This is a genomic window from Niabella drilacis, assembly GCF_900101395.1.
Classification (GTDB): domain Bacteria; phylum Bacteroidota; class Bacteroidia; order Chitinophagales; family Chitinophagaceae; genus Niabella; species Niabella drilacis.
Map to the genome: position 1 here is coordinate 1 of NZ_FMZO01000015.1, position 25,752 is coordinate 25,752.

The 25,752-nt window shown below is 47.7% G+C and carries 20 protein-coding genes; 9 read left to right on the forward strand and 11 right to left on the reverse strand.

Annotation, left to right across the window (positions count from 1 at the left end; translation table 11 throughout):
* Window positions 1–447, forward strand: a 447-nt coding sequence (locus tag BLS44_RS26670; RefSeq protein WP_176954500.1) for an RHS repeat domain-containing protein, incomplete at its 5' end; no start/stop codon positions are given.
* On the opposite strand, the gene BLS44_RS20415 is transcribed toward BLS44_RS26670, so the two are convergent.
* A complete protein-coding gene (locus BLS44_RS20415) occupies window positions 415–1,194 on the reverse strand; it encodes a menaquinone biosynthetic enzyme MqnA/MqnD family protein (RefSeq protein ID WP_090392094.1) in 780 nt (259 codons plus the stop codon). The genes BLS44_RS26670 and BLS44_RS20415 overlap by 33 nt on opposite strands.
* A 78-nt stretch (window positions 1,195–1,272) precedes the next feature.
* Here BLS44_RS20415 and purB point away from each other — a divergent pair, with 78 nt between their 5' ends.
* On the forward strand, window positions 1,273–2,610 hold the full coding sequence (gene purB, locus BLS44_RS20420; protein ID WP_090392095.1) for an adenylosuccinate lyase: 1,338 nt from the start codon (window positions 1,273–1,275) through the stop codon (window positions 2,608–2,610).
* Between the two features lie 153 nt (window positions 2,611–2,763).
* On the opposite strand, the gene BLS44_RS20425 is transcribed toward purB, so the two are convergent.
* The 6 genes from BLS44_RS20425 to BLS44_RS20450 form a co-directional block, all read right to left on the reverse strand.
* A complete protein-coding gene (locus BLS44_RS20425; protein ID WP_090392096.1) occupies window positions 2,764–3,393 on the reverse strand; it encodes a BTB/POZ domain-containing protein in 630 nt (209 codons plus the stop codon).
* 2 nt (window positions 3,394–3,395) lie between these two features.
* The gene (locus BLS44_RS20430; protein WP_090392097.1) at window positions 3,396–3,926 is read right to left on the reverse strand and encodes a hypothetical protein; all 531 of its coding nucleotides are present in this window, start codon (window positions 3,924–3,926) and stop codon (window positions 3,396–3,398) included.
* Between the two features lie 74 nt (window positions 3,927–4,000).
* Window positions 4,001–4,594, reverse strand: coding sequence for a hypothetical protein (locus BLS44_RS20435; RefSeq protein ID WP_090392098.1), 594 nt, complete (start codon window positions 4,592–4,594; stop codon window positions 4,001–4,003).
* 60 nt (window positions 4,595–4,654) lie between these two features.
* Window positions 4,655–5,926, reverse strand: a complete 1,272-nt coding sequence (locus BLS44_RS20440; protein ID WP_245729320.1) for a M28 family peptidase — start codon at window positions 5,924–5,926, stop codon at window positions 4,655–4,657.
* Between the two features lie 274 nt (window positions 5,927–6,200).
* The gene (locus BLS44_RS20445) at window positions 6,201–7,793 is read right to left on the reverse strand and encodes a peptide chain release factor 3 (RefSeq protein WP_090392187.1); all 1,593 of its coding nucleotides are present in this window, start codon (window positions 7,791–7,793) and stop codon (window positions 6,201–6,203) included.
* Between the two features lie 239 nt (window positions 7,794–8,032).
* Window positions 8,033–9,424, reverse strand: a complete 1,392-nt coding sequence (locus BLS44_RS20450; RefSeq protein WP_245729322.1) for a serine hydrolase domain-containing protein — start codon at window positions 9,422–9,424, stop codon at window positions 8,033–8,035.
* 105 nt (window positions 9,425–9,529) lie between these two features.
* Here BLS44_RS20450 and serA point away from each other — a divergent pair, with 105 nt between their 5' ends.
* Window positions 9,530–10,768, forward strand: coding sequence for a phosphoglycerate dehydrogenase (gene serA, locus BLS44_RS20455; RefSeq protein ID WP_090392100.1), 1,239 nt, complete (start codon window positions 9,530–9,532; stop codon window positions 10,766–10,768).
* 293 nt (window positions 10,769–11,061) lie between these two features.
* Here serA and pyk read toward each other — a convergent pair whose 3' ends face one another.
* From pyk to BLS44_RS27040, 3 genes are all read right to left on the reverse strand, one after another.
* Window positions 11,062–12,558 (reverse strand): pyruvate kinase, encoded by a 1,497-nt coding sequence (gene pyk / locus BLS44_RS20465; RefSeq protein WP_090392102.1) that lies wholly within the window; start codon window positions 12,556–12,558, stop codon window positions 11,062–11,064.
* Between the two features lie 128 nt (window positions 12,559–12,686).
* Complete coding sequence (locus BLS44_RS20470; protein ID WP_090392103.1) at window positions 12,687–13,907, reverse strand: 6-phosphofructokinase; 1,221 nt, start codon at window positions 13,905–13,907, stop codon at window positions 12,687–12,689.
* A 197-nt stretch (window positions 13,908–14,104) separates the two neighbouring features.
* Window positions 14,105–14,236: a hypothetical protein gene (locus tag BLS44_RS27040; RefSeq protein WP_262492869.1), complete on the reverse strand. Its 132-nt coding sequence runs from the start codon at window positions 14,234–14,236 to the stop codon at window positions 14,105–14,107.
* Window positions 14,237–14,560: 324 nt separating this feature from the next.
* Here BLS44_RS27040 and BLS44_RS20475 point away from each other — a divergent pair, with 324 nt between their 5' ends.
* The 6 genes from BLS44_RS20475 (at window position 14,561) to BLS44_RS20500 (ending at window position 24,916) form a co-directional block, all read left to right on the forward strand.
* Window positions 14,561–16,078: a serine/threonine protein kinase gene (locus tag BLS44_RS20475; protein ID WP_090392189.1), complete on the forward strand. Its 1,518-nt coding sequence runs from the start codon at window positions 14,561–14,563 to the stop codon at window positions 16,076–16,078.
* A gap of 67 nt (window positions 16,079–16,145) precedes the next feature.
* A complete protein-coding gene (locus tag BLS44_RS20480) occupies window positions 16,146–17,093 on the forward strand; it encodes a hypothetical protein (RefSeq protein ID WP_090392104.1) in 948 nt (315 codons plus the stop codon).
* Between the two features lie 171 nt (window positions 17,094–17,264).
* Window positions 17,265–18,383, forward strand: a complete 1,119-nt coding sequence (locus tag BLS44_RS20485) for a PP2C family protein-serine/threonine phosphatase (protein WP_090392105.1) — start codon at window positions 17,265–17,267, stop codon at window positions 18,381–18,383.
* Between the two features lie 3 nt (window positions 18,384–18,386).
* Window positions 18,387–22,430 carry an FtsW/RodA/SpoVE family cell cycle protein gene (locus tag BLS44_RS20490; RefSeq protein WP_090392106.1) on the forward strand — a complete coding sequence of 1,348 codons (4,044 nt, stop codon included), beginning with the start codon at window positions 18,387–18,389 and terminating at the stop codon, window positions 22,428–22,430.
* 109 nt (window positions 22,431–22,539) lie between these two features.
* Window positions 22,540–23,436: an FHA domain-containing protein gene (locus BLS44_RS20495; RefSeq protein ID WP_090392107.1), complete on the forward strand. Its 897-nt coding sequence runs from the start codon at window positions 22,540–22,542 to the stop codon at window positions 23,434–23,436.
* A 109-nt stretch (window positions 23,437–23,545) separates the two neighbouring features.
* Window positions 23,546–24,916 carry an FHA domain-containing serine/threonine-protein kinase gene (locus BLS44_RS20500; RefSeq protein ID WP_090392108.1) on the forward strand — a complete coding sequence of 457 codons (1,371 nt, stop codon included), beginning with the start codon at window positions 23,546–23,548 and terminating at the stop codon, window positions 24,914–24,916.
* Window positions 24,917–25,264: 348 nt separating this feature from the next.
* On the opposite strand, the gene panD is transcribed toward BLS44_RS20500, so the two are convergent.
* Complete coding sequence (panD, locus tag BLS44_RS20505) at window positions 25,265–25,609, reverse strand: aspartate 1-decarboxylase (RefSeq protein WP_090392109.1); 345 nt, start codon at window positions 25,607–25,609, stop codon at window positions 25,265–25,267.
* Window positions 25,610–25,752 lie beyond the last annotated feature (143 nt).

A 25,752-nucleotide genomic window follows, 5' to 3' on the forward strand; every position in this document is an offset into this window, starting at 1 on the left:
GTATATGACTATTTCCTTAAAGACCACCTGGGGAATGTACGGATGATGATCGATGAGAGCGGGAACTTATTGGAGGAGACGCATTATTATCCGTTTGGTTTGACAATGAAAGGTATTAGTTACCAGAATATAACGATAACGGACAATAAATATAGATATAATGGAAAGGAAGAACAGAGGCAGGAGTTTGGGGATGGTTCTGGTCTTGAATGGTTATTTAGTTATATCAAAAATGAAAGATTATTATGGGTGGCAATAGTTGAAATGGTAATATCCTTAGTTACAGGCATTGTATCTGCAGAAAAAGTTAAGAGGACGCAAGGGACATCGAAGCATATGTCAAAGAGGTTAGGACTCCTGATCTTTGGCCTGATGAATATCCTGCCCCCGCTGTTTTTTTACATAGTTCTCTGTCTATACGCCGGAGGAAGCCGCAACGATCTTTAAAAACTGCTCCAGGCCCTTTCTTTTTTCTGCATCAAGCGTATAGCTCAGGTCCTGTGAATAATATTTTTTGAGATCATAGATGCCTTCCGGTATCCGGGCAATCACATCGTCCAGGTGATTGAGGCCATAGGCGTTGGCCTGGTCAAATTCCCGGATAAAATCGCCCGGGAGCTGGCGGGTGCTTACCCAGGCCGCAAAAACAAAGGGCAAGCCGGTAGCGTTTTTCCATTCGCCGGCAAGGTCATAAATGTATTCAAACCTGGGCCGTTGCTGCAAGGCCCGGTCGCCGATCACCAGGCCAGCGGTGGTGCCGTTGATGGCATCGAGATAAGATTCATTATGGGCATCGATGAGCTCAGGCCGGATCTTCCAGTGGTTTTCAATAAGCCATTTGCACAGGGCAACAGAGGACCGGCTCTGGTAGTCGAGGTAGATCCGCTCCACCTGCTCCAGGGGAACCTGGCTGAATACGCAGACAGACGCTACATCGCCAATGGCGCCGATACAGTAATTGCCGTTGATATAGAATTGCGGTAGCTTTTGGGTAATAGCCACGGGAACCAGGCCTACATCGATCCGGCCGCTGAGCAGCAGCTCCGCCAGTTTTGCGGGCACGTCCTCGATCAGCTCGATCTTTTCTCTAATGGGGGGAAACTGTAAACCGTATAAAAGGGGCCTTGTATTCAGGTAATTAATTATTCCAACTCTTATCTTTTCTTCCACGCCGAATCCTTTATTTTTGTGCAAAATTAATTCGTTTCAGGGTTAAAATTCAATGTTTAGCGTTAAACTTTAAACCTGAGACCTCAAACTTGGAACTTAAGTATGTCTTTAACAGCAATTTCGCCGGTAGACGGCCGTTATCATAAACAGGTTCAGCAGCTGCAGGAATATTACAGTGAATATGCCCTGATCAAATACCGCGTGATCGTGGAAATCGAATACCTTTTTTTCCTGGCGGAGAAAAAGTTTCTGAAATTATCGGCCCCGGCAAAAAAACACCTGCGGGCGGTAATTGAAAATTTCAGTACTGATCAGGCAAAAGCGATCAAGGAGATCGAAAAAATAACCAATCATGATGTAAAAGCAGTGGAATATTTCCTGAAGGCGGAACTGGATAAAACCGATGCAAAGGAAGCAAAGGAGTGGATCCATTTTGGCCTTACCTCGCAGGATGTGAACAATACCGCTATCCCGATGCTGTGGAAGGGCAGCATCGAGCAGGAGCTGATGCCGGCCTATGTAAATCTCCAGTCGCACCTCAAAGAGCTGGCAAAGCAATGGAAAGATGTGTCTATGCTGGCTAAAACCCACGGGCAGCCTGCTTCTCCTACCAAACTGGGGAAAGAGTTCATGGTTTTTGTGGAGCGGATCGACAACCAGGTACAGCAATTTTCCTACATCCCGTTTGCTGCTAAATTTGGCGGAGCTACCGGCAATTTTAATGCGCATCATGTGGCTTATCCAAAGACTGATTGGATCAAATTCGGCAACGAATTTGTGGATGAGGTGCTGGGGTTGCAGCGGATGCAGTATACTACACAGATAGAACACTACGATAACCTGGCGGCGCATTTTGATGCGATCAAACGCCTGAACACGATCCTGCTGGATCTTTGCCGTGATATCTGGACCTATATCAGCATGGACTATTTCAAGCAAAGAACAAAAGCTGGTGAAGTGGGCTCTTCGGCCATGCCGCATAAGGTAAACCCGATCGATTTTGAAAATGCTGAAGGAAACCTGGGCATTGCCAATGCGCTGCTGGAGCACCTTTCCGCAAAATTGCCGGTAAGCCGCCTGCAGCGGGACCTGACGGATAGCACCGTATTAAGAAATATCGGCGTGCCGGTAGCACATACGCTTATCGCCATCAAAAGTATTGAAAAAGGGCTGGGCAAACTGGTACTGAATGAACCCAAACTGAAGCAGGACCTGGAAAACAACTGGGCTGTTGTGGCGGAGGCCATTCAAACGATCCTGCGCAGGGAAAAATATCCGAATCCTTATGAAGCGCTAAAGGCGCTTACAAGAGGTAAGGAGGGCATTACCAAGAGCGCGATCCACGAATTTATAAAGGGATTAAAGGTTTCCGCTGCTATTAAGAAAGAGCTCCGGCAGATCACCCCGCATAATTACACGGGGATCGTGGCCCGGTATTGATTGGGAAAATCCACAGAAACACTCATTTTTTATTCGTATTTCCCTGCATTCATAGCACCGGATGGATCAGCAGCCTGCATTATCTGTGCTTTAACGCTTCCGGGGGCAAACATAGGCGTGCTCAAAGGTACCGGGTGCCGGTGTTTGGGTGGTTCAGCGGTTTTTAGAGATCGGTTTGTGCCATTGTACCTGTCCTGCAACCACGACCACTTCATCGGTTTGTTGAGCCCGTATTTTCTGTTTCTTCCGTTGTTGTTTCCGGATCTGTTTCCGTTCTTTTTTTAGAGGGGGTATCTGGGACGCGGTCTCTGCTGTTCCGGGCCGGGCTTCAAGGCATTGAGCCGGAGTTGCGGGAAGCAGCGGTGCAGGTGTGGCAAATGGACCCGCTGCCGAAACTGTTTTTGCAGGCTGACTGATGCGACCGGTTATGATAATCGCGTGCTGCGAGTCTTTTTGGGAAACCTGGGCATTTCCGGTATACGAGAGCACAAAAAGCAGTACAAACACAGCAGCCACCCTTTTTACCAGGGGCCAGCCTGACCGGGAAATATGGGTGGCAACAGCGTATACGTCTGCGTTATATTCCGTCGCCAATTGTTTTTCAGTAAGCCGTCCGCATATTTTTTGGGACTGGTGCTGTACGAGGTAGGCGGAAATGGCATCGGGTGTCATGCCGGTAAAATCCACTACCGTTTTACAGCAGGTATTGCAGTAGCGGCCGCTTTCACGGGGAACCATGGCTTCCCAGTTTTCATGACAGGGGGTTCGGATCTGAATTTTCATCACTATTGTTTGGTATCTAATACTACGATTCCTGTAGTAATGAACTTCTTCTGTGCGGTGGAACTATCGCTTTTCAAAACCGCCAATCGTTCTGTTTTATAAAGAGTTTTTATTTTAAAAGGTTCCGGTTTGGCAGGGCATATAGCTATTCTGCCCAAAAATGCTCCCTCGGCAATAGTAACCGAATCTTTCCTGGCAGTTTTCCGGGTTGTTTGTGCCTGTGCATCCTGGCTGAATGCAAAAAGCAATAAAAAGATAGCGGCCAGTTTACGCGTGTAACTCAATGCAGATTGCAATACGGATCTTGTTAAGGACAGGAGTGCTGTTGCTTTTCCCCCGGTGAGCTGACTTCCCGTAAACCGCCCGCAAACCCGCTGTGAGCGGTGCTCTTTAAGATAGGTACGGATGGCCTCCGGGCTCATACCTGTAAAATCTATAACGGTTTTGCAACAGGCATTGCAGAAACGCCCTTGTTCCCCGGGGTGCATATTTTCCCAGTCTTCATGACAGGGTATTGGGATCTGGATTTCCATAATTGCTGTTTTAAGATAGGATGCTGTTATGAAAACAATTGCATAAAACCTTGCCGGGAAAATTTAAGAACAGATCACTCCTTAAACTTTAGCGCATGAAATGCCGGCATGGCAGCGGGGAGGTCCTCTTTATTGTTGAACAGGTAGAAGATATATACATCGGCCTGGTTATCCCGGTGCAGGGTAACCAGCATACAGTTGCTATATCCTTTTCCGAACGCGGATTTCAGCGGATACACGGTAGTGGCACCCCAGTCGGCATTAAATTCTCTTTTTACGGCCTCAGGCGGAAAACTTTTAAACCCGGGAACCTGCTGATGGTTGCCGGATGTGTTCATGATCACCGCCATGAGCACCGTTTGGTACATTTTGTTGGGATGGGCGCCGGCAGGCATCCCGGAAGCACTGTCCTTTGCCCTTTTTTCAAACTGTTCGATCCGCTCTTTCAGCGGACGTATCGAATACCGGATCTCCAGATCCCTGGTTTTGCTTTTTAAAGCCAGTTCATAGTTCATATCCGGATTGGCTGTTACCGAGAGTGTATCAAAGTTTTCCGGCATTTTAAAATCAAGACTTCCGTTATGGAGGCCGTCTTCAAATTTTTTGTTTTGACCATTGCCGGCTATAAAAGTCAGGAGCAGGATGGTTGTAAGGTAAAGGATCCTCATGGCAGATTTTTACAGGCTATGATGCAGGCTCCTGTCCGTTTACATAAAAAATTCAGGAAATTATTCTTCTTTTACTCTTGTAGGACTGTCCTTGCCTGCAATGATAGAGGCGGCGCTGATGCCGATGGCCCGGATGATTTCCGTCATATTGGTCAGATCCAGTGTGGCTACTTCGTCGCTGGGTTGGTGGTAGTGAGGTTCATGATCCATTTTTGAGGTGGAAATAGTATGTGCCGGTACTCCCAGCCTGGCGAGGGTGGCATTGTCGGAACGATAGAACAGGTCCTCTTTTGGATATGGGTCCGGATAAAACGTAAAACCCGACCCGGCCAGGTTTTTCTGAAGAATGGTTCCCAGGGATGATTTTTCAAACCCGGTAATATAGGCGGAGTTCTTACCCCATTTGCTGTCTGTGCCAATCATTTCTATGTTCAGCATCGCTGCTATTTTTGAGGCATCGAGCTGCCTGCTGAAATACTGCGAGCCAAAGCCTCCCGATTCCTCTGCCGTAAAGGCCACGAAAATAATAGAACGCTCATTGTTTTTAAGGGCCGCAAAATGATCGGCCAGCAGCATTACGGCCGTTGTGCCGGAAGCATCGTCGTTGGCGCCATTATAAACAGAGTCTGCATGCACCGGTTTGCCGACCCCCACATGGTCATAGTGCGCAGAAAAGATCACGTATTCATTTTTCCGGGACCTTCCCGGAAGGATACCTGCTATATTGGCGGCTGGGTGTGCTTTGATGACGTGTGAGGCCCTGATCGTGTAGGTCTGCAGTGCCGGTTTCCCAAGGATAAAAATAGTGGAGCCTGCCCGTTTAAGAAAGTTCCGTTTAAAAAAGACCAGCCGTTTAAAATCCTGTGCAAAGCTTTCATCGATCAGCACAATATTGTTCCTGCCATTGTTAACGGCTGTTGATGCTTCCTGGAACAATGAACTGCCGGCGTTGATGGTACTGATCGTATAGCTGGATTTTTCGGTTACTTCGAGCTCCGGCTCGCCGGTGATAACGATCACATTATCTTTTGAAAGCTCCTTTTGATCTGCATTTGCGGTAAGACCCCTGAATGCAGCACTGTAAACGGTAAATGACTGCAGGAAAGAATTACCCTGTAAAGGCAGTAGCCCGCTTTTTTTAAAGGAAGCTGCGATAAAGTTGGCAGCCTTGTCGATCTCGGGAGAGAAAATGGCGCGGCCTCTCATCTCATCAGCCGCAAGAAAACGGATCGTTTTTTCAACGGCTGCCGTATTCAATCTTGCCGGGATCTCCTGTGCCGCAATATATTGAACGGGGATCCACGCGAGAAACAATATCCTGGAAATTCGCATATACATATCTTTTAAAAAAGAAAGATAGCAAAAAAGGGGGATTTAGCTCCACTGCCGGCGCAGCTCATACAAAACAGATGTTCAGGGATACCAGGGGGAACAAAGTGCGGTCACCCTGTTGCCACCTCCTGCAACGTATAAGCAGTGGCTGCTAAATACAGAAAGGGACGGTATGGTTTCTTTCTGGGAAGGAAACCGATGAACAGCAACAGGACCTTTTTGCTGTTTGATTTTATAGCTGCTGGCCCGGCGGGCGGATATAGCACCGGGTATTTTAAGCGCTCTTATGTATCTCGCTGCTGAAGTGAAATTCGATATCAGGGTTGTTGGTCATTTCGGTGTTCAGGAACCACTCACTTTGCGCCAGGTAAACCATGTTCCCATCCTTATCTTCACCGGTATTGACCTGTTTGAATTTGCCAAAGTCCTCCAGCTTTTTGGAATCTTTACTGGTAAGCCAGCAGGCCTTGTAAAAGGGCAGGGCCCTGAATTCGACCGAGGCTCCATATTCGTGCAGCAGGCGGTACTGGATCACTTCAAACTGCAGCTCACCCACGCAGCCCACGATCTTTTTGGTTCCTCCAAACTGGGTGAAGAGCTGGGCTACACCTTCGTCCGTCAGCTGCAATAATCCTTTTTCCAGCTGTTTGGTCTTCATCGGGTCCTTGTTGATAACCTCCTTGAAAATTTCCGGGGAAAAGGATGGGATACCGGTAAAATAAAAGTCTTCACCTTCCGTAAGCGTGTCTCCGATCTTAAAGTTGCCGGTGTCAAACAGACCAACCACATCCCCGGCATAGGCATCCTGGATGATGCTTTTGTCCCGTGCCATAAAGGAGTAAGGGTTGCTAAAGCGCACGTCCTTATCCAGCCGTACATGATGAAAATATTTATTGCGTTCAAACTTCCCGGAACAAACCCTGAAAAAAGCGATACGGTCGCGGTGCTTGGGATCCAGGTTGGCATGGATCTTAAAAATAAAGCCACTCAGTTTTTCTTCTTCCACATCCACTTTCCGGGTGCTGGTATCGCGGCTTTGCGGGGGTGGAGCAATACGGATAAAGGTATCCAGCATTTCCTTTACGCCAAAGTTATTGATGGCGCTTCCAAAAAACACCGGCGAAACTCTGGCTGCCAGGTAATCGGCCACATTGAGTTCGCCATTTACTCCATCTACCAGCTCTACATCTTCTCTCAGGAGCGCGGCATCCGGAGAGCCCAGCCGTGTATCCAGGATGGGATCATCGATATCGGAGATGGCCAGGGTATCTTCTTCGTCGGCTTTGGTATTGGCAGTAAACAACCGGATATTTTTATCATACAGGTTGTAAACGCCTTTAAAGTCTTTTCCGCTGTTGATAGGCCAGGTCATCGGGTGCAGCGAAATGCTCAGTTCTTTTTCGATTTCTTCCAGCAGGTCAAAGCGGTTCTTTCCATCGCGGTCCATTTTGTTGATGAACACGATCACCGGCGTATCCCGCATGCGGCATACTTCCATCAGGCGGCGGGTTTGTTCTTCCACCCCGTTCACACTGTCTACCACCAGGATCACGCTGTCTACGGCGGTTAAGGTCCGGAAGGTATCTTCTGCAAAATCTTTGTGCCCCGGTGTATCGAGGAGGTTGATCAGGATATCCTGGTATTCAAAGCTCATTACTGATGTGGCAACAGAAATACCCCGCTGCCGCTCGATCTCCATGAAGTCGGAGGTGGCCGATTTCTTTATCTTGTTACTTTTTACGGCACCTGCTACCTGTATGGCTCCTCCAAATAACAGGAATTTTTCTGTAAGCGTGGTCTTACCGGCGTCCGGGTGACTGATAATCGCAAAAGTGCGCCGGTGCATGATCTCCTCGTGATACTTCATAAGTGCGCGAAGATAGGAAGGTTTCCGGTTTTTTTTGCCACTGAAGCACAGAAGGGGTAGCGCAAACGCATCTGAATTGCATGAAAAGAGCGGAACCAGGAACTGTAAGCGCCTCCTGTTTGTAACAGGTGTTAAAGAGAAACCCCGGTACTTCATCAGTTTCAGCTCCAAAGCCTAAAGCCTTCAGTGTTTCTGTCCCTCTGTGGCAAACAGGGAAGATACAGAAGCACAGCGTTGCTTTATTTCTTTGTTTTCTTTTTAACGGCCGTTGCTTTCTTTTTTGCAGGTGCTGCTTTTTTGTTCCCTGATTTCTGAGTTTGCTTTTTGGCGGAAGTTTTTGCCGCAGTACGGGCTGGTTTTGCAGCAGGGGCTTTTACCGTTTTTTTAGCCGGCCTGGGTGCGGGCTTCAGATCGGATACGGGCATTGCCATGGCCGCACTGGCACGGGCTTCGCCTTCTTCCTCTCCGCCGCCTACCTTGGTCTGCATATAATCTCCAAAAAAATCGTATGCTTTGCGGGCCATATTGTACATATTGGAGTTCATCTTATTGCCGAGGATGATGATCACTGCTTTTTCATCGATCAGTCTTCCGAATGCGGGAGTGAACCCATGCCATTTTCCGTTGTGGTAAATGACATTTTTGCCGTTGGGCAAATTCAGCATCCGCCAGCCCAGGCCATAATTGTGGATGGACGGTTTTTCATGACTGTGCGGCTGGTATGCGGAGTCCAGTAACGACTGCCGGATGAAAGCGGGGTTGTACAGGGCCCGGTCCCATTTAAACATGTCTTCCGGCGTGCTGTACACGTTCTTGTCGCCATAGGTATTGTCGAACTGGTCGTTGACCCAAAGCGCTCCGGAGGGTTTGTAGGACATCACCACTTTGCCACTGTCCTCCGGTGTATAAATAAAAGTGTGGGTCATTTGCAGCGGGTCAAAGATCGTTTCTTTTACGTACCGGGGAAATTTCTTGCCGGTGACTTTTTCCACGATCAGGGCCAGCATCACAAAATTGGTATTGCAATAGGCAAAACGGCTGCCGGGTTTAAACATGGGCGCCGGTTTATATTGTTCAAGAAAATGTAGCACATCGTCATTGGATACCATTTGCTTTGGATTCCATTTGGATTTATCTTCCATCACCGAAAGATAGTTGGGCAGCCCGCTCCTGTGCGACAATAGTTGTTCTACGGTTACTGCCGGATAGGGGAAGGCGGGGAAGTAATGTGTTACCGGGTCCTGCAATGCTATTTTGGAATCCTGGATAAGCTTTAGCACCGTAACAGCGGTAAAGGGTTTGCTGGTGGAAGCAAGATGAAACGGTGTATGTGCATCAATGGTATCGGTGCTCCTGTTTGGATTGAGATAACCATGGTATGATTCATACAGGATGTTGCCTCCTTTAGCTACAAGGATACCTCCGTTGAAACCACGGCGGATCAGTGCCGAATCAAAGAAATCGCTGAGGGTCTTATGGTACCGGGCTTTATCTGCTTCTGTCATTTGTTCCACATCAAAAACCGCAGGGTTTGCAGGTACGGTCCCCGCTTTTTCTTTCTGGGCCTGTGTTTTCGACTTACAACCAATCGTTAATAATATCCATGCAGAAACAACTAAAACTCTTCTCAAGGTACAATGATTTTTAAAGGGACAAATTTAGTCTTATCTTGTTCTGACTAAAACTAATGACCTTAAAATTTTAATTTTTGTTAACTTATTAGGATATTTGCCCGTATGACAAATAAGAAAGAGACCAGTTATCCAAAAGAGAAGATCCGGATTTTGTTCCTGGAAAATATCAGTGATTTTGCCGTTCAGCGTTTTAAAGATGAAGGCTATTCCAAAGTGGAAAAGTTGACAAAGGCGCTGACGGAAGAGGAGTTGATCAAGGAAATTAAAAACGTTCATATTCTTGGGATCCGCTCCAAAACGCGCATTACCAGGAAGGTATTGGATGCGGCTGAAAAGCTGCAGGCAATTGGCTGCTTTTGTATTGGTGTCAACCAGGTAGATCTTTCCGCTGCTACCGATAAAGGGATCGTGGTGTTTAACGCACCTTACAGCAACACCCGGTCGGTTGCCGAGTTGGTGATTGCCAATGCGGTAATGCTGATCCGCCGGCTGCCGGATAAGATCAAGGCCGCTCATGATGGGGTGTGGATGAAGGATTCTAAAGGCGCGTATGAGTTAAGAGGCAAAACATTAGGAATTATAGGTTATGGAAATATCGGCTCGCAGGTGAGCGTACTGGCGGAAGCGATGGGGATGAAAGTGCTGTTTTATGATGTGGAAACAAAGCTGCCGCTGGGGAATGCCAAGGACTCCAAAACACTGAAAGAACTGCTACAGCAGTCCGATGTGGTTACGCTTCATGTGCCGGATACGCCGCAAACACGGAACCTGATCACGAAAAATAACCTCAAATATTTTAAGAAGAATGCGATCCTCATCAACTATGCAAGGGGAGAAGTGGTGAACCTGGACGATCTGAGCAAGGCGATGAAGGAAGGGCATATCAGTGGTGCGGCCCTGGATGTGTTCCCCTGGGAGCCTGAAAAGAACGGGGATAAATTTACCAGCCCGATGCAAAATATTCCCAATGTTATTTTAACACCGCATATAGGGGGAAGCACGGAAGAGGCACAGGAAAATATTGGTGTGGATGTAAGCACCAAGCTGTTTAACTTTATTGAGAAAGGTATTTCGAACGGCTCGCATACCGTTCCGGCCCTGGCATTACCTTCACAGGAAGGCGTGCACCGGATCCTGCATATTCATTATAACCGGCCCGGGGTGCTTTCTGAGATCAATACCCTGTTGTCCAACAACAATATCAACATCACCGGTCAGTATCTGAAAACAAATGATGAGATCGGGTATGTGGTGCTGGATGTAGAAAAAGGCGTATCGAAGAAGGCCGCGTCCATCCTGAATAATGTAAAGCACACGATCAAAACAAGATTGGTTTATTAGTTTTAATAAGCATCAGTAATTTAAAAGCCTCCACTTGGAGGCTTTTAAATTTTATAATGAACCTGTATCAAAATTATTGTTCCAAACCTGCTGCCATGGTTGGTGTCCCCGCTATAGCCTTCAGGTCATGGTCCGGGCCCGTAGTTATCGTATGGTTTATAAGAACACCTGCCATCCGCTTAAGCGAAAAGGAACGCTTATATCGTTTATATGCGCGGATTCCCCGCCTGAAATGATCCGTGCCCAAGACGTAACAAGGCGCAGTAAAAAGCCTCCGGTTGGAGGCTTTTTGTTTATGGAACTTCGGTAACTTTTATCGTATTGGTATGTAGCTTCAAATGCACCGGTGTACTGCCCGTACTTACCGCGGTATCCCCGCGTTTGAGGAATCCATTCTTTTTGAGGATATTGATCTGATCCGCAAAAATGGTATCCAGGTCGTGCTGGTCATCGTCGTAGAAAAAAGCACGGATGCCCCAGCTCAGGCTTAGCTGATCGATCAGCGTGTGGCTCTTGGTAAATACGTATAACGGCACTTTAGGGCGATAGCTGCTGAGCATAAACCCGGTATAGCCGCTTTGTGTCATCCCGATCAGTGCATCGGCCCTTGTATCCTTTGCCAGGTTGCAGGCATTGTAACAAATAGCATCGCTGGAAAGGGAAGGTGAATGGGGCTGGGGCTGCAGCTCGTTGGCCAGGTCGTAGTGGTATTCTGTTTTTTCAATTTCAAGGATGATCTTCCGCATGGTTTGTACCACCAGTGTGGGGTGCTTGCCACTTGCGGTTTCGGCACTCAGCATTACCGCATCCGTACCTTCCAGTACCGCATTGGCTACATCGGTGATTTCACTGCGGTTGGGTTTGGAGCGGTCGATCATGCTCTCCATCATCTGGGTGGCAACGATCACGGGTTTTGCACGATGAATGCATTTGCGGATAATGCTTTTCTGGATCAGGGGTACTTTCTCAACCGGGAGCTCCACGCCCAGGTCGCCCCGCGCAATCATAATACCATCGGAGGCATGAATGATCTCCCGGATATTGGGAATAGCTTCCGGCATTTCGATCTTCGCGATGATCTTGGATTTGCTTTTATGTTTGTCCAGGATCTTGCGAAGTTTTTTAATATCTTCTACCTGGCGCACAAATGAGAGGGCTACCCATCCCAGCTGTTCTGCTATAATAAAATCAAGGTCCTCAAGATCTTTGGGCGTTAAGGCAGGCAAAGAAATTTTTGTATCCGGAAGATTCACTCCCTTTTTGGAAGACAGGAATCCGCCCAGCACTACTTCCACCTTCACATCATTGTTGGGGAGGATCTTCCGTACAATAACTTCCAGCTTTCCGTCGTCGATCATTATTTTATTACCCACTTTTACATCCTTGTGAAAATTGGGGTAGGAGATATAGATCTTTTCCTTGGTCCCCACCATTTTTTTATTGGTGAAGATGAAGGTATCGCCCGGCTCTACCATGATACCGCCGCCTTCCATTTCCCCTACACGGAGCTTGGGGCCCTGGAGGTCGCCCAGGATGGCTACGGTTGTGTGTTCTTTGCGGTTGATTTCCCGGATGTATTCGATGATCTGCTTTTTTTCCTCATGCACACCATGGGAAAAATTCAGGCGGAAAACGTTTACGCCCGCTTTTACAAGGTCAAGTAACTTATCGTAAGTGTTGCAGGCCGGACCAACGGTAGCCACAATCTTTGTGCGGTTAAAGCTGTGATCCGTATCCTTGGAAACAGTGGTTGCCAGGGATTTCTTTCGAACTTTTTGCGTTTCTGTCATGTTTCGATTTCTAATGTTTATGCCCCGATATATGTCAGGATCGTATTGCTGATTTTGAACCGGAAGCTACAAATTAAAAACAAAAAACCGCGCAACAAAGGCGGTTTTAATTGTTTCAGGGTTTTATTTTAGTTCCACTCCAGTATGTTGTTGAACAGGTACTCCTCCGGATTTTCCAGGTACTTTTTAGCAGCGTCCCTGTCGGCTTCCGTTAAGTAGTGCAGGGCATGTGCAAATACGGTCTGTGCATCTGCGCTCTGCATATCGATCAGGCGTGGTTTTACCTTTCCTTTTTCGTCCGCAACATCTTTCAGATAAAGTGGGTTGATATTTCCGGTTGCGTCCGCTGTAACAACGGCGCCGGTAATACCCTGGTCAAAAAGTTTTTTAACACCCATTCCCAGGAAGGTACAGTATTCTAGGTCATAAGCCGTGGGCGCCAGGCAGCGCAGCTCGTATCCCAATTCTACCGGGCGGCTTTTTACCGGAATATTCAGCTTCTTTAATTCGTTCTGCAAAAGAATATTGTAGATATGTGCCTTGCTTACATTGCCCAGCTCCGGGTGCCCATGATCATCATAGGTGAACTGGATGCCGGATGCTTTAATGTCGTCATCACTCATGAAGTGGAAAACGCCTTCGCTTACTACTGCAACGCCGTAAGGGATCTCAAGGATGTTTCTTTTTACGATGGAAGAAACGATCAGCCTGGTGATCTTATCCAGGGTCAGCTTGGTCTTGTTAAACATTTCGGGGATCACGATCATGGGATAGTGGCAGGCTACGCCGATCCCGAATGCCAGGTGACCGGCTTCGCGTCCCATAGCAGAAACCACAAACCAGTTGCCGGAAGTACGGGCATCTTCATAAATGGTTTTACCCAGTTTTACCCCTTCTTCCCTTGCGCTCTGGTAGCCAAATGTGGGCTGGCCATAGGGCAGCGGCAGATCATTATCGATCGTTTTGGGAACGTGAATATTCTGAACAGGAACATTTTTATTCCTGAGGAAGGTTGCAATACGGTTGGCTGTGGAGGCTGTATCATCACCGCCGATGGTTACCAGGAGCTGAATATTGTTCTTTTCGAAGAATTCGCTTGTAAACTCATCATCTTTGGGTTTGTACCGGCTCATACGGAGAAAAGAGCCTCCCCGGCTGAAAATATCGTCCGCAAGTTTGAAATCGATATCTGTGGTCAGTCCGTTACCGTTAAAAAGGTTTTTATATCCGTCGTGCAGGCCAATTACCCGGTAGCCGTCTTTTAAAAACGATTTAGCTACAGAACCGATCACCGTGTTAATGCCAGGGGCAGGACCACCGCCCGCAAGAATTACAATACTTTTCTCCATATACAAATTATTATGACTTAAGTGCGCAAATATAAGTGAAATTGATTTTTATTCTGTTCTGTTTGCTGTTATTTAAAGATTATTAAAGCTTAACGGTCGTTTGTGTAAAAATATTTAATTACGGGTACTGCAGACCACCCGGCCTGCATGGATACAGAAGGGCAGTGTGTATTATGAAAAAGACCTTAACAGGTGCTTCACGCGGCGGGTGTAAGGACCATTAAAAAGCCAGGCATAATGCGGTAGCTCCGGTTGCTGTTGCCTCCCGGAAGGGAATGATATCCCGTAACAGGGATCTGTAACTGGTCAAAAAGGATGGCCGGGATCATGGACCTGCAAGTTAAAACAGATCTGCTGCAATGCAAGAGGAGGCTGCTGGCCGTTTTAAACCCTCCGTTCACCGTTTTTATCCCAATTTTAAGGGTTTCGTGGCAAAAGGGTAGTTATTTTACAGGTTACTATTGCGGAATACCGGTATTATGAGGTGGATCCGCAAAGTTTTGGAAAAGCAAGGGGCTGCGGGCAAAAAAATCTTGCGCCGCTTCGCTGCAGGGATCATGGCAGTTCCAAATATTTGGAGTAAGTTTGGTATTATAATAGCCGGGTATTATGAGAGGAATCATTACAGGCAGATCAAGCAAGTAAAACAAGGAATGGAGAATACAACCATTAATGGTTATAAGCTAAAGTACAAATTGGGCGAAGGGGGCATGGCCGAAGTGTGGTATGCAGAAAACTACCTGCAAAAGCCCGCTGCTGTAAAGGTCTTGCAAAAGCGTTTCTGCGGAATGCCCGAGGTGGTGAGCCGTTTTGAGAACGAGGCCCGGCTGATGGTGCATCTCAATCATCCGCATATCCGCAATATTTATGATTATTCCACGGTAGACGGATGCCCCTGCATGATCATGGAATACCTGGAAGGGAAGGACCTTTCCCAGCGGATGAAGGAGGGGATGCATTTTTCGAACCGGCAGCTGATCACCTGGTGGAACGATCTTGTAGATGCGCTCCAGTATACCCACCGTAAGAACATTATCCACCGCGATATAAAGCCATCCAATCTTTTCCTGACGGAAGATGGAAAAATAAAGATCCTGGATTTTGGTATTGCCAAGCTGCGCGACAATGTTACGGTTACGCAAACCGGTTCCAGGATGGGAACGCTGATGTACATGAGCCCGGAACAGGTGTATGATGTTAAAACGCTTTCCTACAAAACGGATATCTATTCTCTTGCCGTTACCTTTTATCACCTGGTCAGCGGCGTAGCACCCTATGATGCTTCGAAAATCTCCGATTTTGAGATACAGGAAAATATCGTGCGCAGGCATATTGATACTACGGTGCTTCCCGATCCCTGGAAGGGCCTGCTGCCGTTGTATCTTGGGAAAAACCCTGAGGACCGGAAGGAACTCCGGCGTATTGATGCAGATATAACAAAGAGCGACGAAACCATCGTATTTACGCCGGTACCCCCGCAACCCATTGAAACGATCTATCCGCCGCTGTCCACACACCCGGCACAGAAAACAGGCTCCAACCGGTTCGGGTATATTTTTCTTGTTTTCCTGATCGTGACCGGTCTGATCGTTTTTGCGTTAAACAAAGACGGGATCTTATCGATGTTCGGTGTAAACCAGGATGCGAATAAACCGGTGGCGGAAAAGCCGGTACCAAAACCCCGTGTTAAAAAGCAGCCTCAACCAGTGCCTTCTGAGGACCTGAAAACGGATACCGTGGATGCCAGGAACGACACCATGACCTCCACCCAGGTGGTTACCAGCGAAGACCTTGGGCAAAAGGAAGCCGAAATCAGGAACCGGATCAATGATTATTACCGGATGCGGCAGGATTGCGGAAGCCTGTCCCGGTTTTTCCGGGATACCGTACAGCAATATTATAACCGGTCTGATGAGTTACTGACCCGCATCCAGAAGGAATGTGCGGCCTATCATGGAAAATGGCGGTTTACCGAAGCCGATATTAATAGTTCGTCGTATGTATTTACCTATAATCCCAACGGGAATACCTACGTGGATTTTAGTATGCTTTATAAGATAAAACAGAATGAAGCGGATGACTGGATCCCTTACAATATCGATGTGTCAGTCGTTTTTGATCAGCAGATGAAGATCGTGCGGATCGTGGAACGGAGGATCGAGAAGCTTTAGTGCGTGAATAGTGAACAGGCAATAATGCAGGAGGGATGAAAACCTGTTAAAATTTCAAATTGAAAATATGTTTGATAAACTAAAAAGATGGCTGTTGCCGGATGAGGAAGAAGAGGAGGAGGTAAGGCTCACCAACCAGGCGCTGGTGGACCAGGTATTGGTATCGTTTAAAGAAACCATTGAACGGGAATCATTCAACAAACGGATGATGTATGATTGCAGCTACCTCATCCTGATGCGTCCGGAAGACTATAAACATGCGGAACTGCGGCTTGCCGGTATTACGGAAGGGGTACTGGATGAATTTTACGATTATATCAACCAGCGTAAAGACCAGTATCCCCGTTACGAGCCCATCGGCAATTTCTGGGACTTTCAATATTGCCCTGCGGAGCGGGGGGTTGATAACCAGGAGATCGAGCCCGGAACCATCCAGGTTGTGAGCACGCCTACTTCGGAGAAATCATGGTCGGAGCTCTCTTCCGAGCATATAAAGGTTTCTGTAAGCAGCAAGCATTCCAAGTATTCCAAATACGATCTGAACCCCACTACCTTTTCCAATATTGATATTTTGTCGAAGGGACATTTCCGGGTAAAATTCCGGAAGGATTTCCTGGGGGATTTTACATCCGTGCAGGCGCCCCCGGCGGGGTCGGCGAACAATGCTCCGGCAGACAAGCTGGCTACTATACAGTTCGTGCTCAATAAACAGCGTTATAGTTTTCCCATGCGGGAAAAACAGCTGAAGATCACAAAGGCTATTGACGGCATGACCAGTACGGCAACATTGCTGTGCATTAATGAGCCCAGCGGAAGCCTTCAAAAAGAGCATATCATGATCCGGTATGAAGAAGGAGCCCGGGCTTTTTATATTGCTCTGTTTGCAGATGCTTTTGTAAATGAACAAAGGCTGGAGCTGAGCAGGGTAGGCGAAAACCCGGTATGGCACCCGCTGAAAAGCGAGTCTACTATTGTATGCGGGATCTTTCAGCTGGATTTTAAGGCCGCTGTTTAAATGTTCGCAGGCCTGAACCTTAACATCGGGGTCCTGCTCCTGGTACCGGATGCTGATCCTACTTAACCGCTCAATATTTTAACTCGTTAACTAAAATAAAACGTGTATGCTGGGAACCGTAATGCTGATATTGATCATCCTGGTATTTCTGTTACAATCTAAAGTGAAATCATGAGCAGGACGATTATTTTATACGGGCAAACAGACCTGGGGCGCAAACGGGAAGAGAATGAAGATAATTTTATTGCGGTTCCCGGGCTTTGGGCAACTCCCTCACGCGCGCTGGCAGGAGCTATTGACGGCGTTGGCGGTTATGAAGGAGGGGCAGAAGCTGCGTTGATCGCAAAAGAGACCATTGAAGCGTATTTGCAGAACTTCAGTTTTGGGGCTCCGCGGCAATTGCTGAAAGAGGCCGCCATTACTGCCAATAATAAGGTGTTTGAACAACGGAAGGCAAACGAAGCACTAAACCGTATGAGCTGTGTGCTTTCAGTAGCAGTACTGGATGCTGATAAGGAAATGATGTATGTGGCGCATGTGGGCGACAGCCGCGGCTATGTTTGCCGCAACGGCAGCATGCTGAAAATTACCCGCGACCATTCGTCTGTAGGAATGAAGGAGGACAGCGGGTATCTCACAGAGGCGGAAGCCATGCAGCATCCGCGCAGGAATGAGATCAGCAAGATGGTGGGCGAGCTGTTCCTGGATGCGGAAGATTCTGATCATTATTTTGACATCGGGGAACACAGCTTTTTGCCGGATGATATCGCTTTGTTTTGCTCCGATGGACTTACGGATCTTGTTACCCAGGCTCAGATGAGCGCCATCTTATCCGCGCCCGGTACACTGCAGCAGAAGGCGCAGCAGCTGATCGATAAGGCCAATGAGCTGGGCGGAAAAGATAATATTACCGTGGTATTGGCTACCTATACCATAGCAAAGAAGCCCGGGCGCAAAAAGACCGTAAAACAGGCCATTGAAATTCCTATTGCAAACCCCGAAACAGAAGCGATTATGCCTGCGTATCATCGCCCTCCCGTCAAAAAAAAAATAAGCATATTGCCGGTCATTATTGCATTGGTTGTAGGGTTTTTGCTGAACTGGACAGGAACGCGCTCTTTTTTTACCCGGCAGGAGACGCCGCCGGCGGTGCCGGATACATTACCGCTCCGGAACGATACATTGCCGGCGATGGATAGCGCAAGGTTACAGCAAATGGATACATTAATTAACGCAACGGATACTATTTACAGGGACAGTATCCGCCGTAATGCACTGCAAGGCTATTAACAGATGAAGCAAAAAATAAAACTATATCCAAGACGGATCGAACGGATTCTTTTAGCGGCGGTAACCCTGCTGCTGGGCCTCATGGCCTACCAGTATTACCAGCATAAAAAGGCGGATTTTATTAATTCGGATTACGGGTATGAAAGCGGTAAAATGGTAAACCTGGTAGCCCCGGTCCAATCCGCCACGCTGCAGCAGGTTTTTACCAAGGGCGGGTATTTTACGGATGAGGAATACATCCGCTTTATTGCCGGGAAAATAAAAACGCTGGTGGAGCAGGAAGGACAATTGCCCAACCTGGGCGCCCTGAACAAAAACAGCCTGATGCTTCCCGCTACCGAGTTTTTGAACACTTCCAGTGAGTCCGGCAAGCTGCGCTTCCTGAATGCCATTACACAACTGGATATGGATAGTGCGCTTTATGCTGCGGAGCTCAGGCATCCTGCAAAGTATCCCGATGAAGTGGCGGTTCAAAATACCAAGACAAAACTGTCGATCCATGGCAGGATACAGCTGGCTTCTTCAGACAGCAGCGGAGAGCAGGAGGGCGGCGGTGTGCTGGTAAAACTGACAGAGGTCTTCCCCTCTAATTATTATGATACGCTCAGTGTGCAGCCGGGTAATGAAGCAACAGAATTTTTTGCACGTACCAATGAGAACGGGTCCTATGAGTTCTATAATTTAAAAGCGCAGCGGAATTACCGGGTTATTGCCATGAAGCCCGGCTATGATTTTGGCCCGGCAAAAGGCATTGCCGCCATTGAGGGCGATCAGTCGTTCAGCTTTAAAGGCCGGCCTCATAAGATCCGGCTCCTGGACCGTACAGAGTTCCGCCAGATCAAAAACGATAAGATCTTTACGGTACGTACGCCTGCGGATTTTAAGAAAGAATATTTTACCAACCTCGTCTTGTTTGTACTGGCTTTCTGGATCTTCCATTTTGTACTCTGGCTGAAAAATTACCGGAGCGACCAGTTTATTTTACCCCTGTTATTCTTCCTGTCGGGTACCGGTATTATGGTATTATATAGTATGCAGGATCCGCTGCGGGACATGATCCATGGAAGCGGCATGGCAAAATGTGTTGCCGGCGTACTGATATTTTTTTCTGTGGTGTTATTCTTCCTGAAAGAAAATGCGGTGATGCGCTTCTATCATTCCAGGTGGTTTGACCCGGTTCACAGCCTGTTGCCCTTGTCGGGCGGATTAAAAGCCCCGCGGGGCTACTCCTGGATGCTCCTTTCCATAGTGCTGATGCTGATGCTGGCGTTGATTGGTACCGGTCCGGAGGGAAGCGGGGTAAAAGTAAACCTGTTCGGGTTTCAGGTGAGCGAGCTGTCAAAGGTATTAATGATCGTATTTTTTGCTGCCTATTTTGCAGTAAATTCCGAATACTTCCGCAATATTCCTGATAACCGCTGGCTCACGCGGAACAATATAAAGATGCTGCTCTTGTTTGTATTCCTGCTTGGCGTTTATGCAGCGCTGGGGGACCTGGGGCCTGCCATTGTATTATGTTTGACTTTTTTATTCTTTTATTCGTTTGCAAAAGAGGAGTTCTTTCCCATGATACTGGTGGCGGTGATCTATGTGGTATTGCTTATGATCACCTCCCGGTTTATCAACAACGCACAGCATGATTATCTTCCATGGCTGGCATTTGTTGCCTGCGCCGGTACGCTGGGGTATGTATTTTTCAGGAAACGGTATGAGTCGGTATTTTTTATAGTGCTGATCATTTCGTCGTTTATCCTGCTGGCCACCCTGCCTTTTGAGTTTACCCAGCGCCTGGCAGACCGGAACGGGATGTTCCGGAATATTTGGGAGAACAAGCTCATCGGGGGCGACCAGGTGGCGCAGGGGATCTGGTCGCTGAATGCCGGCGGCTTTTTGGGGCAGGGGCTGGGAAAGGGATTCCCGAGCGTCATGCCCGCCTATCATACGGATATGATCCTGGAAAGTATTGGTGAGGAGCTGGGGCTGGTAGCGCTGATCGCTGTCTTCCTGGCATTTGGCCTGTTGACCTACCGGTCGTTGCTGGCGGCGCGCCGTACCGGAAAGCCGTTTCTTTTTTACCTGGTGGCGGGCATTGCCATTGCCACCATGCTCCAGTTCTTCCTGATCACGGCCGGAACCCTGGGACTGATCCCGTTAACGGGGATCTCTGTACCTTTCCTGAGCAAGGGCAATGCCGGTATCATCATCACCCTTACTGCATTTATGATGGTATTGCTCCTGTCCAATGAGAAAGGCGATGCCCTCGAGATGGAATATGTAAAAAAGAATTTTGACAATGTGAACGCCTATGCGATCCTCACGTTCTTTGCGGTGCTGCTCTTTTTTATCGGAACCTTGTTCTGGTACCAGTATAAATCGAATGAATATATTACCAAACCGGCGCTGGTGCTGAACCGCAAAGGAGCCTGGCAGTACAGCTATAATCCCCGTATCGGTATCTTTTTGCGGGAGATCCGTTCCGGCAATATCTACGACAGGAACGGGGTATTGCTGGCCACATCCAGCAAGGCTACTTTTGACCAGTTCAAAAACCGGCTGGTGCCCCTGGGTGCAAACCCGGTACTGTACGGAGAGCAGTTGAAAAGGGATCAGAACCGGTATTATCCTTTTGGAGCAGACCTGCTGTTCTGGCTGGGCGATTATAATAAAGAGATCGCCAATGAGGAGGAGGCCGGTTACGCAGCAGAATACCGGCATTATACGCTCTTGAAGGGCTTTGATGTTACCAGCACTACTTCTCAAAAAACATCGGACCGTTATAAGGAAGACCGTTTCCTGCCGGTTACGCAAAAGGAATCGGAGCTGGTCAGGTACGACTATAGTGCGCTGGCGCCTATTTTAAAGGAAGGAAAGGATGGCCAGTGGGTGGAGCTGCAAAATAATAAGGATAAAGATATCCGGCTATCCGTGGATGTGGTACTCAACCAAAAGATCAACGCAGTGATCCAGAACACTACCGCCTCCAACTCCTTCCGGACTTCTATGGTTGCGGTCAATGCCGCCACCGGTGATGTGCTGGCCTCTGCTTCCAACCCCGCGCCTTCCTATAAGGACCTGAAGCTCATCAGTAATATCGATCCTTCCGATTACAGGACCATTTTTAAGCAGATCTTCCAGGACCGGGTAGTAGTACCTCAGGACCTGGGCATTACGTTTAATTCAAGACCCGGGTCTACAGTAAAGATCATTGATGCCACAGCGGCTATGAACCAGTATGGCCCGCAGGCGGCACAGTTCAGCTATTTTGTTTACCCGGCTGAGGTGATCCACCAGGGCGAACCGGTAAATACGAATGTGGATATGCGTTCGGCGATCGTGCACTCCAGCAACGTGTATTTTATTAAACTGGCTAATGATAAGAACCTGCAGCCCTCTCTTTTTAGCCTGTATGACGCATTGGGGATGAATATACTGAACCGAGGAGGCTTTCATTTTCAACGGCCCGAAGATTATGACAGTGAGAAATATTTTAAGGAATGGGGCAAATTTGTGGCCCGGGGAAAGAACATCTTCAACAGCCAGCGGCTGATGAACACACGCAGGAGGCTCCAATCGCCCTATTCGGATCTTGCATGGGGACAGGGGGAGCTTTCGGCCACACCGCTGCATTTGGCAAGAATGACGGGCGCGCTTGCAGACAGTGGTATATTGCAGCCTTCCCGCTTTTTGTTTAAGAGCTGGAGTAATAAAGTAAGTCTCCAGAAAGCGGCTGCGGTCACTAATCAACCACAGATCGCCCCGCTGATCGGAAGTTTTATGCGGGAGCAATCTGCAAAGGTTTCCGCGGCCTCCGGGCTGGAAGTGCATGGAAAAACCGGAAGCCCGGAACGGGATAAGCTGGTGAAGAAAGGGGATAAAATGGCGCTGAAACGGGTTACAGACTCCTGGTATACGTTTTTTGTAGCTTCGCCGAAGTTAAAGGCGCCCATTGCCTTTACGATCCGGATCGAAGAGATCGGGAACTCAGAATATGCCAAAACACTGGCAGTTGATATTTTGAAACAACTGAAAGGGGCAGGGTATTTTTAAGACATCAGCTTTCAGCCATCAGCCTTCAGTATTTAATGAGCCCTGATAAGCTGACAGCTGATACCTGACTACTGATCGCTGGCAACTATAAACATTTAACTCCAATACTATGAATTGGTTTAAGAAAAAATTTGAACAATTTTCGGAAAAGCTCAATGCAGATGATACTTCTTTTGGGGCCATCGAAAAAAAAGAGGAAGGGCGCGTGCCGCAGACTCCAAAAGTGCCGGAGCGGAGTGCTTCATCGGGTCGGGTAGATAATATTGAAGAGTTAAAGGAGATCACCCTGGGCGCCATCAGCAACACCGTGCGGATGCTGGGCTACAGTAATACGGTGATCTCCGGCCTGGTATTCCATTCTGTATATAAGGACAATGCAATCGAAAATGTAGGCCTGATGAGCCTGATGAAAGATCCCCGGTTCCTGAGCCGGATAAAAAGGGAACTTAAATCAAGAGGTGTGGCCTATAAGGACGACCTGCGAATGGAAGTACTGCATGAATCACCTGATACCGGCAAAGTAACTGCGATCACCGAAGGAATCGGCGTGGAGGTACTGACACCTAAAGACGTGCTTAAGAAACAAAAGGCCCGTGTGGTAGCTACAGAAGGTGTTACCTGGGAGCCGGAGTACATCCTGGAGCCGACAGGCAAACATTATTTTATCGGCAGGGGGAAGGACCCGAAAATAGAGAGCGGCCCAAAGATCCACAATGATATAGCCTTTGTAGGGATCGAAGAAAAAAATGAAGAGCAGTACAAGGTGAATAATTTTATCAGCCGCTCGCACGCGGTCATCGTATTTGATAAAGAGATAGGCGCTTATAAGCTCTTCCGTTCAAAGTTCCTGAATAATCCTTCCCATAAGATCAAGATCTTTAACGCATCGCTGGATGATTTTTCGGGCATCAGTTTAAGCAATGCAACCGTGCCGCATATTTTGAAGAATGGAGATTCGATCTGTTTTAACGACAGGATTGTATTGGAGTTTGGATTACTGGACTGAGGCCTAAGTGGGCAGGTTATTGAAGGGATAAGTGGAACATGAGAAGTTGGATCTGAAAGGTAGGCGGTGGGCAGGGAAATTGAAAAATTAAATCAGAAACAGGAAAAGGATGCATGAATTAGCATTAAAATATGATATCCTTAAAGTGGTGGGCCATGGCGGTTTTTCGGCCGTGTTCAAGGCCCGGAGCAAAGAGGATCCGGAGCACGTTGTGGCATTAAAACAACTGGATTTTGTGTTGGAAAACGAAGATGCAAAAGAATACCGGGATTTTAAGAACGAGGTGGAGATCCTTAAAAGGCTGGATCATCCCAATATCGTGAAGATCTACGATGAGTATATACTGGATAACAAGCCCTCGCTGGAAATGGAGTATGTGGATGGCGAAACGCTTGAAACCATCATCCAGCGGGAGGGGTATTTTTCTATTGAAGATGCCCTGGAAGTGATTGCACAAATGGCGTCTGCTTTAAGTTATTGTCATCACTATCATTCCTATGGCAATTCGCCGCTGCACGGGCCCTCCGATTCGGTGATCATCAACCGGGATGCGATCATTCACAATGATATCAATCCCAAGAATATTATCCGTACCCGGAATGAAGAGGGGGGCTGGAGGTATGTGCTCATCGATTTCGGGCTGTCTTTTGCAGACCCGGATGCGGTGCGCCATAGCAAAAAGGAAGACGGGATGGCCGAATATAAGGCCCCCGAAAAATGGAGGGCGGCGCTGGTTGATACCCCTTCGGACATTTATAGTTTGGGGATCGTTCTTTACGAACTGCTTACCGGAGGGGTGCCTTTTCCTGTTAAAGACTACAAGCAGGCCAACGAAATGATCGCCCTGGAGGAAAAGCACAAGAGCGCCCCGGTACCGGATATCTGCCGCAAACGGATGGAAGCCATCGAAGCGAGAGAGGGGATAAGGCCGGATGAATGCGATATTCCTGGATGGCTGCAGATGCTGGTACGGCAATGTCTTGAAAAAGACCCGCTGAAGCGCTTCAGAACGGGACGTGAACTGAACCGTTTTTTTTATAACGGCCTGGATGGGAAGATCGACATGCCCGAAACACAGGAGGGTGCGGTCATTGATATTGACCCGGCGGTTCTGCAAAAGAATGCAGGTGCTTATATCGAAGTGAAGCCGAATATCCTTACCGAAGGTCAGCACTTCTTTATCAATAAAGACCTGATCACTATTGGGCGCTGGAATGATCTGCCGGGAGGAACGGCAGATTTTGGCATCAGGACCTCCGACCGGTTCATTTCAAAAAATCATTGCCAGATCCTGCGCAGACGTACTGCTGATGGCGGGTATGCTTATTTTTTACAGGATAAAGCCCCCAGTAAGAACGGAACGTATTTTAACACGGATAAAAATTCTATACGCTTATCCGATACCACGGAAGTCCTTTTAAAAGAGGGCGATTATTTTTGGGTGGGCAATACAGAAATCGTGTTTCACCAGGGGGCGTAGTTGGAGGTTCCGAAAGAGATCGGCACCGGTATTGGGTCCGGAACATGAGCACCGTTGTATTCTGATGCCGTTGGGTATTATTTTTTTATAACGGTTCCGGTAAAGATGTTATCTGCGCTTGTGATTTCTTCCTGCAATGTCATTGTATTACATCGGCAGGCATTTGCTTCTGAAAATGATAGGAGCAGGAGCACAGCAAGCATGCCCAAACCCGGGACAGGGTGGATGCGGGATTTTACAGACAAGGCTTTCATAGAAAAGCTTTAAGCTTCCTGTTTAACGATCAAATTCAGCCTGTTTTAACAAAAATCAGCAGCATTGAACCTGTGTAGTCAGCCGTTTCGCAGTTCAAAGCTTATTCCCTTCCTTTGGGAAAATGATGGTAGGCTGATGTTTTTTGGCCTCTTCAAGATCCATAGAAGCATAAGAGATAATGATTACCGGATCACCCACCTGCGCCTTACGGGCGGCGGGGCCATTGAGGCAGATGGTGCCCGAGCCTCTTTTCCCCTTGATCACATAGGTTTCCAGGCGTTCTCCGTTATGCACGTTAACCACCTGAACTTTTTCGTTTTCAATCAGATTGGCGGCATCCATCAGGTCTTCATCAATGGTAATGCTGCCCATATAATTGAGGAAGGCCTCCGTAACAACAGCCCTGTGGATCTTGGATTTAAAAACTTCTATAAACATAGGGGCGCAAAGGTACTATTTTTCAAAATATCAATTATTTACCGGCAAAATATTCCTTTTCGTTAACAAATTCTAAAGCCGTTTAGTTGTAAATATTATTGTAAATTCGTGTATCGGTAAGGAATTTTTTAAGACATATTTAG

Coding starts and splice junctions, on each gene's coding strand:
- purB (WP_090392095.1), top strand. CDS start 1,273: ATGTCTTTAACAGCAATTTCGCCGGTAGACGGCCGTTATCATAAACAG.
- BLS44_RS20425 (WP_090392096.1), bottom strand. CDS start 3,393: ATGAAAATTCAGATCCGAACCCCCTGTCATGAAAACTGGGAAGCCATG.
- BLS44_RS20430 (WP_090392097.1), bottom strand. CDS start 3,926: ATGGAAATCCAGATCCCAATACCCTGTCATGAAGACTGGGAAAATATG.
- BLS44_RS20435 (WP_090392098.1), bottom strand. CDS start 4,594: ATGAGGATCCTTTACCTTACAACCATCCTGCTCCTGACTTTTATAGCC.
- BLS44_RS20440 (WP_245729320.1), bottom strand. CDS start 5,926: ATGCGAATTTCCAGGATATTGTTTCTCGCGTGGATCCCCGTTCAATAT.
- BLS44_RS20445 (WP_090392187.1), bottom strand. CDS start 7,793: ATGAAGTATCACGAGGAGATCATGCACCGGCGCACTTTTGCGATTATC.
- serA (WP_090392100.1), top strand. CDS start 9,530: ATGACAAATAAGAAAGAGACCAGTTATCCAAAAGAGAAGATCCGGATT.
- pyk (WP_090392102.1), bottom strand. CDS start 12,558: ATGACAGAAACGCAAAAAGTTCGAAAGAAATCCCTGGCAACCACTGTT.
- BLS44_RS20470 (WP_090392103.1), bottom strand. CDS start 13,907: ATGGAGAAAAGTATTGTAATTCTTGCGGGCGGTGGTCCTGCCCCTGGC.
- BLS44_RS27040 (WP_262492869.1), bottom strand. CDS start 14,236: ATGATCCCGGCCATCCTTTTTGACCAGTTACAGATCCCTGTTACGGGA.
- BLS44_RS20475 (WP_090392189.1), top strand. CDS start 14,561: ATGGAGAATACAACCATTAATGGTTATAAGCTAAAGTACAAATTGGGC.
- BLS44_RS20480 (WP_090392104.1), top strand. CDS start 16,146: ATGTTTGATAAACTAAAAAGATGGCTGTTGCCGGATGAGGAAGAAGAG.
- BLS44_RS20485 (WP_090392105.1), top strand. CDS start 17,265: ATGAGCAGGACGATTATTTTATACGGGCAAACAGACCTGGGGCGCAAA.
- BLS44_RS20490 (WP_090392106.1), top strand. CDS start 18,387: ATGAAGCAAAAAATAAAACTATATCCAAGACGGATCGAACGGATTCTT.
- BLS44_RS20495 (WP_090392107.1), top strand. CDS start 22,540: ATGAATTGGTTTAAGAAAAAATTTGAACAATTTTCGGAAAAGCTCAAT.
- BLS44_RS20500 (WP_090392108.1), top strand. CDS start 23,546: ATGCATGAATTAGCATTAAAATATGATATCCTTAAAGTGGTGGGCCAT.
- panD (WP_090392109.1), bottom strand. CDS start 25,609: ATGTTTATAGAAGTTTTTAAATCCAAGATCCACAGGGCTGTTGTTACG.